Origin of the sequence: Arcticibacter svalbardensis MN12-7 (assembly GCF_000403135.1) — a bacterium.
Classification (GTDB): Bacteria; Bacteroidota; Bacteroidia; order Sphingobacteriales; family Sphingobacteriaceae; genus Arcticibacter; species Arcticibacter svalbardensis.
Window position 1 is genome coordinate 1 of the sequence record NZ_AQPN01000102.1, and the last position, 9,297, is coordinate 9,297.

Genomic DNA, 9,297 nt, shown 5'->3' on the forward strand with positions numbered 1-9,297 from the left:
TGTTAATATAAATTTAATATTTACATAACATTTTCAGATAGTACCATTTTGCGTTTTGAACTGACATCTATACAAATGACAGAAGAAAAGGTAAAGTTGCTGCTCCAGAAATATCTTGATGGAGATACTGATCAATACGAAACTGACCAGATAGAAGAATGGTATTTGGCTTTAGATAAAGTGCGCAACAAACTATCTTCTGAACATAAAAAGGAAGTTAGTGAAAAAATATTCCTTGCAGTTAAACAGGCGATGGAGTCAAAATCAAAAATCAAAAAGATTTATCCTGTAATGCTCTACAGAGTAGCAGCAGTTTTGCTGATCGGAGTTGCCGTTATTTTAGGTTTTTGGAAATTAAAAGATCCTGCAAGCCGAAGCCCTGACTTTATTTCTGTTACAACCACAGTTAAAGAGCATAAGAAAATTACCCTAACCGACGGATCTGAAATTCTCCTGGGACCTTCTGCAAAACTGATCTATCCCCAAACGTTCAACCCTGGTAACCGTTCTGTAGAACTGATCAGCGGAAATGCGTTTTTTACCGTCGTCCACAAAGAAAAGCAGCCTTTCATTGTGCGTACTTCATGTAATTTGGATATTAAAGTTTTGGGGACTTCTTTTGGCGTTAAAACTATTAATAGCAAACCCAATGTTGAGATAACAGTCGCTACAGGTAAGGTAGCTGTTAGCCGATCGAATCATTTACTAGGTATTTTAACCAAGGGCCAGACCTTGAATTATAATAAAAAAACGGGAATTGCAACATCAAGTTTAACCAGGCATGAAAAGTATATTGAGCTTGAATTCAATGCCGCTAATTTAAAGCAGGTAATTCAAAAGCTTGAATACGTGTATGATATAAAAATTTCAATGGCTGAAGGTGTAAATCCTAACCTTAAGTTAACCGCTGTTTTTTTAAGCAGGCAGCAACCTGAAGAAATCATAGACATCATATGTAGCCTTCATCACCTGAGATTCAGTACAGTCAAAAACCTTAAATCATTTAAAATTTACAAATGACAAACATTGAATAGTAAAGATTTATAACGGCACTGGTCAGACCAGTAGCCGTATTATCAAAGGGCTAAACCTTAATATTTATCACAATAAAATCAGTAAAATGAAAACAACCTCACCCAAGAGGACACTAACTCTTTATCAGATCATGAAATATTCATGTATAACATTTTCGATTATCTGCATCATCTGCAGCTCTGTGCTTGCCTCTGCTAGTATGGCTCAGCGGCTTGCTAACAGTAAAGTGAGTATTAAAATCAGCAAAGGCAGTAACATGGCTGAAATAATCAAAGAAATAGAGGCTAGTACGGGCCTTAGTTTTGTATATAACCCTGATTTGCTCCAGAAGAAAAACACTATTTTAAATGGCGATTTTAAAAGAGAGCCAGTACGGTCCTTGTTAGATAAACTCGGTCTGAGTGCTTTAGAGAAAGGTGATTATGTCATCCTTAATCAAACCGCATTTATCAAACCTGACAAAATCATCACAGGCGCTGTTACGGATTCAACCGGATTGACCCTTCCTGGAGTATCTGTTAAAGTACTGGGTACTAAAATTGGCACGGTAACAGATTCATATGGTGGCTTCAGGATAGAGGTAGGTGCCGATGCTGTGCTTTCTTTTTCGATGATTGGATACCGAACAAAAGAAGTATCGGTTGGGGATAATCAAACTATTAATATAACATTAACTGAAGAAGCTTCTATCCTGGCCGATGTAGTTGTTGTAGGTTATGGTACACAGAAAAAGGAAACCCTTACCGGTGCAATCAGTATTGTTTCTTTAGACAAACTATCATCCCGTTCGCTCAATAGTGTCGGTGAAGTACTGGCTGGAAAATCGCCTGGTGTAATTGTCACTAATGAAGGTGGCGATCCGACCTCATCTCCCCGAATCAACATCAGGGGGCTTGGAGGGATAAATGGTGAAAGTGTACTGTATGTGATAGATGGCTCCATCTTTTTAGGAAATCCGCAACTTAACCCAAATGACATTGAGTCCATTTCTGTGCTTAAAGATGCATCTGCCGCTATTTATGGAGCAAGGGCATCTGGAGGGGTTGTTCTCATTACGACTAAAAAAGGACAGAAAGGGAAGATGCAGGTTAGCTTCGATGCAAAACTTGGCCAACAGAGTGCCTGGAAAAAACTGGAACCTTTGAATGCTGAACAACGGGCAACTGTAGCGGCAACAGCAGCAAAAAATGGAGGTACAACGATACTCCCTGCATTTGATGCAACGAAGTTCCCCGACGGACAGATTACCCGCACCAACTGGATGGATGAGGTTTTTAGGGATGGACAGCTGCAGGATTATAATGCCGCCATTAACGGAGGTAGTGAAAAATCTAATTTCTACTTAAGCTTTAATTACCGCAATGCCGAAGGTATAGTACTTAATACGAAGACTCAACGCTATAACTTTAGAATTAATTCTGAACATGAAATTAGTCCTTGGCTGAAGGTGGGAGAAAACGTATCCTATAGCAGTACTAATGGAAATGGTGCAAATACCAGTAGTGATTATACAGGTGCACTACTTTCTGCACTATATTATCCTACAAATGGTACGCCCTTTAATGCCGACGGAAGTTATGCAGGCTTGCCAGGCCGAGAATACGCAGGCGATTATGGGGACATTATCAATCCCGTTGCAGAACTTCTGCGCATGGATATCAACAGCCCATCCAATGTACTGGTTGTTAATCCATATGCATCTTTAAAATTAGCGAAGGGCTTATCTTTCAGATCAAACTTGAGTATTACTAAATCATCATCACAGTATAAGAGCTTCACACCTAAAAGACCTGAAGTTGGAAAACCAGTATTGAGCAACAGCTTGCAGGAAAGCTCTAATCAGTCAAATGATTTCCTTGCTGAACAAGTTTTAAATTATAAAACTGCATTTGCTGAACATCAGTTTGATTTCACTGGTGGTTATACTTTTCAGAAAACCAAAAGCAATGGCTTGTATACATCGGGTGCTGGCTTTGATGATGAATCTCCACAATACAGATATCTTGTAAATGCTACAGTCATACAGCCATCCTCGAGTAATTATGAAGCAACAGCCCTATCTTCCCTGTTTTTAAGAGCAAATTACAACTACAAGGAAAAATATCTTTTGTCGCTAATTGGTCGCCGTGATGGATCTTCCTTGCTTACGGCAGAAAACAGGTTTAGAAACTACGGTTCTGTTTCAGCCGGCTGGATGATTAGTAAGGAAAGTTTTCTTGAAAATACAACATGGTTAAACGAATTGAAATTAAGGGGCAGTTATGGCATTTTGGGTAATCTGGGTAGTCTTTCTTCCTCAGCGGTCAATCCATTGCTAAACACTACTCAGAGTTATTTTGGTCAAACACCAACTTTGCAGACTGGTTATGTGCAGACTGTTCTGGCTAATAAAGATTTAACATGGGCAGAATCTAAACAAACTAATGTAGGACTTGATGTGACTGTTTTAGACCGCTTAAGTCTGGTTGCTGATTACTTTATTAAAGAAACTGATAAAATGATCCTGACCAAATCTCTTCCTGGAACCGCTGGTCTGAATACACAAACCATAAATGCTGGTGTTGTAAAAGACAAAGGGATTGAGCTTGGCCTTACCTATAATAGTAATAAATCAACAGCATTTACCTATTCGGTCAATGCCACGTTGACTAAGCTGAATAATAAAGTTGCGGCCCTGGCACCTGGTCTTGAGAACATTGCAGTGAGTACAAACTTCAGAAACGAGCTGGCACCCTTGTCTATAACTGTTGGTCAGCCACTTTACAGCTACTACGTATTGAAAACAGAGGGGATTTTTCAGACACAGGCAGAGGCCGATAACTACAAAAACTCTCAAGGACAAAAGATACAGCCTAATGCCAAAGCAGGAGACTTTAAGTTCGCAGATTTTGATGATAGCGGCGCAATAGATGGGAAGGACCGCTATTTTGCCGGCAGTGCCTATCCTGATTTTTCTTATGGATTGAGTTTTAATGCCAGTTACAAAAATTTCGACTTCAATATTTTTGCACAGGGTGTTCAGGGTAACAAATTGTTCAACGCTGTAAAACGTACTACTTACAGTGCAAGCGGTCCCTCCTATAATAAGCTTGTTGGTATTCTTGATGCATGGTCACCTGAAAATCCGGGAGGTAAAGTTCCTATTATCTCTACATCTGATAATAATGGGAACTTCAATGCTTCTGATTTTTACATCGAAGACGGATCTTATCTGCGCATCAGAAACGTGACTTTGGGCTATACCTTGCCTAAATCGCTAACTTCAAAATTAAGGACAGGTGCTGTTCGGATTTATACCACTACGAATAACCTATTTACTATTACTGATTATTCTGGTTTCGATCCGGAGATTGGAATGGACAACAACGGACTTGATGTAGGTCGTTATCCACAGGCAAGAAGCTTTACCCTGGGTCTTAATATAAATCTATAATCTGATCATAAAATGAAAACAAATATAAAATACCTGGCATTTGTCGTGATTACAATGCTTAGCGCCTGCACCAAACAGCTTGATATATTGCCTGAAGGTTCTCCTTCGGCGCAAAATTTTTGGAAAACTAAAGAAGATGCACTCAAAGCTGAGGGGGGCATGTACGCAATGTACAATGAAGAAGATTATTACGGCCGTGGTATGTTCTGGTTTATTAACGCCAGTGATGATATGGTTACGGGCCGTAATAAGCCGGAGGCTGATAATATCAAAAATTTTAACCGTACATACATTGGAGGCGGTTATACAGAATCGCAGTGGAGCATGCGTTATGCAATTATTAAAAGAGCAAACGACATCATCGTAAATGTGCCTTTAATCAATATGGATGAGGCACTAAAAAAACAGATCATAGGCGATGCTTACTTCAATGCCGGACTGGTTTACTTTCAGCTGGCAGCAAACTACGGAAATGAGAAGGCTGGTGTACCAATCATTACGCCCGAGTCGGATGCAGCAGTTGCTGTACCCAGGGCAACAAATGTAGATGAGAACTATGATTATATTATCTCCTTGTTTTTAAAAGCGGCCGATGACCTTCCTCTCTTCAGCGAAATGAAAGCTGCAGATTATGGAAAGGCACATAAAACTGCCGCATGGGCATACCTTTCGAAGGTCTATCTGTATAAAAAAGATTATACAAATGCAGTAAAATATGCTGATATGGTGATCTCATCTGGTCAGCATGATCTCGTCAATACCAGTTTTGCAGATGTATTCAAAGCATCCAATAACTGGTCTAAAGAGTATATCTGGTCTGTAGTGTGCACACCAAGTGGTGGCGGCACAGGATGGGGAAGTAAATTGCCGGGTGTTATGCTCACCAACAAAGCCTGGGGGATTTATAACGGTTGGGGTTATTATCTGCCAACGAAAGAACTATACGACTCTTATGAGGCAGGTGATCAGCGCAGGGAGGCTACAATTTTAAAGACTGGTGATAAATTTATGTTCTTTGGTGCTGAACGCAGTTTTACAAAAGATGCGGGCGCAACCTCCGATTACCAGTTTAAAAAATACATGGATCCTTTTTCATATGCCAATCCGATTCCATTGCATGTAAATCCCAACGGAGATAATGGAACAACAGATCTAAATGTACCTTTAATGCGTTATGCTGAGGTATTACTCATTAAAGCAGAAGCGGCAATAAATATCAGTGGTGCCGGCGCGGGTGATACTGAATTAAACAAGATTAGGATCAGGGCTGGTCTTATAGCAAAAACAAGAATGACAATCGATGATTTGAAACGTGAACGCCGTAATGAACTGGCAGGTGAATGGGCAGACCGCCACCGCGATTTAGTAAGATGGGGAGATGCCCAGGCAACATACGCTAAACCTCTTCACGATTCAGGAGGCAATGTAATCTGGCCGTCAAGAACATTCAATCCCCAGGTACACGACGTATGGGCAGTACCTCAGAAAGAAATTGATAATAGTGCGGGTATAATCAAACAAAACGAAGGATGGTAAAATTGAATTGGATAAACTGTATAGTCCTAACCCTTGGGTTGGGGCTACACAGTGCTTCTGCGCAAGTGGCGCTAACTGTAAACAATGGGCATAGTCATAATGACTATAAACAAAAGATTCCGCTTTTAACCGCTTATTACGCCGAAATGGGTTCCATTGAAGCAGACGTATTCCTAAGGGAAGGGGAACTTTATGTAGCTCATGATAGTACAGAAATTCAGAAAGATAGGACACTTAGCAAGCTGTATTTAGAGCCCCTGCAAAAGTTTTATCAGTTGAATAAAAATCATCCCTATCAGAATGAAGGTTTAAAACTGCAGCTCGTCATCGATATCAAGCAGGATTATGCCCATGTACTGCCGCAGCTATTAAAAGAAATTAAAGAATTTCAGAATATGTTTGACTGGGAACAGCATCCGGATGCAATTAGGATTGTGATAAGCGGAGATGTACCTAAACCAATCGACTTTAAAAATTATCCAGAAATTCTTTCATTTGATGGAAGGCCATACAATACTTATACCACCGGGCAACTTAAAAGGGTTGCCATGATCAGTGATGAACTTAAAAAATATACCCAATGGAATGGGAAAGGTAATCCGGTAAAAGCAGATGTGACCAAACTGAAAGCTGTGATCAACAAGGTTCATCAGTTAGGGAAACCATTCCGGTTTTGGGCAACCCAGGACAGTCCCAACACCTGGATTGTGCTGGAAAAACTAGGAGTAGACTGGATTAATACCGATCAACCTGATAAGCTGCATCAGTTTTTGACGAATAAAGACAAATTAACATACACCAACCCTGTGGCTTATCCTGTTTATACTCCAAGCTACAAGTCAGATGGTTCTCCTAAAAGGACTAAAAACGTGATCCTTTTGATAGGCGATGGAATGGGGTTAGCGCAAATTCATGCGGGACTTATGGCCAATCATGGTGAGCTGAACATGGCCATGTTTCGCAATTTGGGCTTTTCAAATACGGTAGCCAGCGATGCAGGGAATACAGACTCAGCTGCGGGAGGGACTGCAATTGCAACAGGTTTCAAAACCAACAATCGTTATATTGGGATGGGAACGGATGACAAAAGCCGTACTAATCTGGTTGATACTCTCTTCGATTTTGGAATAAAAAGCGGAATAATCAGTGTTGGTGATATTACAGATGCAACCCCTGCAGCTTTTTACGCCCATGAGTTGGAACGGTCAATGAGTGAGGAGATTGCTAATGACCTTTTGAAGAGCAAGGCTGAAATTATTGTAGGTTCCAATCAGAAAAGCTTTTTCAATAATAAAAATGATAAACTGCTTGCTGGTTTAAAAGCTAACGGTTTTTTAGTAAGCCAAAGTCTGCCAGATTTCAACAAACAGATCGCAGGGAAACAACTTGTATTGCTGCCCGATGCCGACACCCGCCCAGTTTACAAGGGAAGAGGGGATATGCTCAAACAATCCCTTTTGCATAGTATAAAATTGCTTTCAAATAATAAGAAAGGTTTCTTTATTATGGCAGAAGGTGCTCAGATCGACTATGGAGGACATGCAAATGATCTTCAGTATGTGGTTACAGAATTACATGATTTTGATAAGACGGTTGAAGCGGCGTTGCGTTTTGCAGATCAGGATGGAGAAACCCTTGTCATAATTACTGCAGATCATGAAACGGGAGGATTAACATTGCTTGATACTGCACCAGAACAGGGCATGATCAGAGGAGAATTTAGCACAAATGATCATACGAATATTATGGTTCCAGTTTTTGCCTATGGTCCCGGGTCTGAAGATTTTAAAGGCATTTATCAGAATAACGAGATTTTTTATAAAATTATAAAAGCTTATCATTTAAGTGGTAAAAGGAGATAATTGTATATTCAACTTTTAGCAATTCAATCTTTCCTTTAAAAACGATCCTGGGTAATGGAAATTCATGGCTTTCCATGTAGGATCAAGCTAATATGAATGTAAATGATTCCAATAAGAATGCAATAAGATTCCGGTATGAGTCCGACTCTAGCTCGTTTAAGTGGGACTTTTACCGGATTCTTACTAGATGGTATGTGCATTCATTTACTTATGTATAGTATATCTCTTTACATTCATTGAGCGCATTACAAATTGAATAATCATCAAAATGGAGAATTAACCTGGAGATTGAACTGGAAACTTGGGATAGGGGGCTGCTATCGGATCGGGAAGTTTACCTTAAGTATTCGTCTTTAAAAATCCCTAACACCTGTTGGGAGGATATACCAGGGACTTTGATAAAGACTTGGTGAATAGGATTGGACCTGGCGGAATAGTTCCGGCTTTCCAGCGGTACCCTTTAGAACGGATGATTGGCAAATTAAAGATGAAAGTATTTTTGGCAGCGGATAATGTATGCAGGGCCGTTTATAAATTACCAATCATGCCGGATAAATCACTTTAGATTTAGTTCCATCCTCCACCTAAAGCTCTATAAAGCGCAACTCCTGCATTCAGTTGTGCATTTTTGACTTCAGCAAGATCCAGCTCACTTTGCAGCGCATTACTTTGCGCTGTAATGACCTCGAGATAATTAGCCATTCCACTGCTGAACAATAGGTTTGCATTCTTCAGTCCACTTTGAACAACCTTAACCCTTTGCTCAGCAAAAGCATACCGTTCTTTCAACTTCTCAATTTTAACAAGTTCATCAGAAACTTCGGCAACGGCCTGTAAAACAGTTGACCTGAATTCAAGAACAGTTTTATCCCGGTCAACCAAAGCAACCTGATACTGTGTTCTGAGTTGTTTACGCTGCAAAAGGGGTTGTGTAATCCCTGTTCCAACTACTCCAAATAAGGATGCAGGGATGGTAAACCAGTTGCTCGCTGTAAACGTATTGAGACCACCGGAAGCTGTGATAACCAAGGACGGGTACATATTCGCCTTCGCAATACCGGTCTTTGCGTTTGCCTTAACCAGTTCCAGTTCAGCGATCCTTACATCCGGCCGAAGGCTAAGCATTTCGGCCGGAACTCCCGTATTGATCTCATCAGGAAGAATCATATCATTCAATTTTCCTTTTCGTAAAATCTGTTTAGGAAAAGATCCTGTAAGAACGCTAAGCGCATTCTCTTCCAGCGTGATGTTTTGCTGTAATTGTGTAACTATGCCGGCTGCTAGCAACTGCTGTGCTTCAGCTTGTTGTACAGCTAACGAAGTGACTTGTCCCGCATCAAACTGTAGTTTTATTATGTTTAGCGTACTATCGTTCAAAGCCAGGTTTTTTTGTGCGATTTCAATTTGTGTGTCCAGCATAATTAGTCTGTA

At 40.3% G+C, this 9,297-nt stretch carries 6 protein-coding genes; 5 read left to right on the forward strand and 1 reads right to left on the reverse strand.

Annotation, left to right across the window (positions count from 1 at the left end; all coding sequences use genetic code 11):
* Nucleotides 1-75 precede the first annotated feature (75 nt).
* From ADIARSV_RS20695 to ADIARSV_RS13785, 5 genes are all read left to right on the forward strand, one after another.
* The gene (locus tag ADIARSV_RS20695) at nt 76-1,020 is read left to right on the forward strand and encodes a FecR family protein (protein WP_016196177.1); all 945 of its coding nucleotides are present in this window, start codon (nt 76-78) and stop codon (nt 1,018-1,020) included.
* 100 nt (nt 1,021-1,120) lie between these two features.
* The gene (locus ADIARSV_RS13770) at nt 1,121-4,468 is read left to right on the forward strand and encodes a SusC/RagA family TonB-linked outer membrane protein (RefSeq protein WP_152439893.1); all 3,348 of its coding nucleotides are present in this window, start codon (nt 1,121-1,123) and stop codon (nt 4,466-4,468) included.
* Nucleotides 4,469-4,480: 12 nt separating this feature from the next.
* Nucleotides 4,481-6,004: a RagB/SusD family nutrient uptake outer membrane protein gene (locus tag ADIARSV_RS13775; RefSeq protein ID WP_016196179.1), complete on the forward strand. Its 1,524-nt coding sequence runs from the start codon at nt 4,481-4,483 to the stop codon at nt 6,002-6,004.
* Nucleotides 5,998-7,866 (forward strand): alkaline phosphatase, encoded by a 1,869-nt coding sequence (locus tag ADIARSV_RS13780; RefSeq protein WP_040300121.1) that lies wholly within the window; start codon nt 5,998-6,000, stop codon nt 7,864-7,866. The genes ADIARSV_RS13775 and ADIARSV_RS13780 overlap by 7 nt, the downstream gene beginning before the upstream one ends.
* Before the next feature lie 373 nt (nt 7,867-8,239).
* Nucleotides 8,240-8,431 carry a hypothetical protein gene (locus ADIARSV_RS13785; protein WP_016196182.1) on the forward strand — a complete coding sequence of 64 codons (192 nt, stop codon included), beginning with the start codon at nt 8,240-8,242 and terminating at the stop codon, nt 8,429-8,431.
* A 2-nt stretch (nt 8,432-8,433) separates the two neighbouring features.
* On the opposite strand, the gene ADIARSV_RS13790 is transcribed toward ADIARSV_RS13785, so the two are convergent.
* The coding region (locus ADIARSV_RS13790; protein ID WP_040300125.1) for a TolC family protein at nt 8,434-9,297 on the reverse strand (864 nt) is incomplete at its 5' end.

What these genes read in the sequence shown, in the direction of transcription:
- ADIARSV_RS13770 (WP_152439893.1), top strand. Translation starts at nt 1,121, where the DNA reads ATGAAAACAACCTCACCCAAGAGGACACTAACTCTTTATCAGATCATG.
- ADIARSV_RS13780 (WP_040300121.1), top strand. Translation starts at nt 5,998, where the DNA reads ATGGTAAAATTGAATTGGATAAACTGTATAGTCCTAACCCTTGGGTTG.
- ADIARSV_RS20695 (WP_016196177.1), top strand. Translation starts at nt 76, where the DNA reads ATGACAGAAGAAAAGGTAAAGTTGCTGCTCCAGAAATATCTTGATGGA.
- ADIARSV_RS13775 (WP_016196179.1), top strand. Translation starts at nt 4,481, where the DNA reads ATGAAAACAAATATAAAATACCTGGCATTTGTCGTGATTACAATGCTT.